The sequence below is a fragment of the Bacillus sp. 05T31 genome (assembly GCF_056396725.1).
Genome location: NZ_JBFTMA010001139.1, coordinates 1 through 826, shown reverse-complemented (window position 1 = coordinate 826; position 826 = coordinate 1). Strand labels below are relative to the sequence as shown.

Genomic DNA, 826 nt, shown 5'->3' with positions numbered 1-826 from the left:
GCAGCAATACCTTCTTTACCTAATTTCATTTCTAAATACGGAGCTTTCATTGCGCCAACACCATGTTCACCAGTAATCGTACCACCAAGCTCAATCGCTTTCGCAAATATTTCAGCAAAAGCTTGTTCGGCACGATGCATTTCTTCTTCATTACGGGCATCTGTCATACAAGTCGGATGCAAATTACCATCACCAGCATGACCAAAAGTACAAATAGGAATATTATATTTCTTTGCAATTGCATTAATTGCTTCAACCATTGGAGCGATTTGTGAACGTGGTACAGTTGCATCTTCTAATATTGTTGTCGGTTTTAGTCTTGCAAGTGCTGATAGTGCACTACGGCGTGCTGTACGAAGCGCATCTGCTTCGGCTTCATCTTTTGCAACGCGAACATCGACCGCATTCATAGCACGGCAAACGTTAGCCATTTTTTCGATATCGCGATTGACAACCTCGGGCGGGCCATCTTGTTCAATTAATAAAATTGCTTTAACGTCAGTTGGTAAACCGATTTGTGCAAACTCTTCTACAACTTCAATTGTTGGTTGGTCTAAAAACTCAAGTGTCGCCGGAATAATTTTATTTGCAATAATAGCAGAAACAGCTCGAGCAGCTTCGTTAATATCTTCATATAGCGCAAGCATCGTTTTCTTCGTTTCAGGCATAGGGACAAGTTTTAATATAGCTTCCGTAACAACACCAAGTGTTCCTTCAGAACCAATAAATAAACGAGTTAAATCATAACCAGCTACATCTTTTGCTAATTTACCACCAGTGCGAATGATATCGCCGTTCGGTAAGACAAGTTCAAGCCCCATTACAT

1 protein-coding gene is annotated in these 826 nt (G+C 40.7%); it reads right to left on the bottom strand.

What is annotated here, in order from left to right; translation table 11 throughout:
* Nucleotides 1-826 (bottom strand): FAD-linked oxidase C-terminal domain-containing protein (locus AC1DJR_RS31940; RefSeq protein ID WP_477004461.1); only part of this gene is annotated, 826 nt, incomplete at both ends.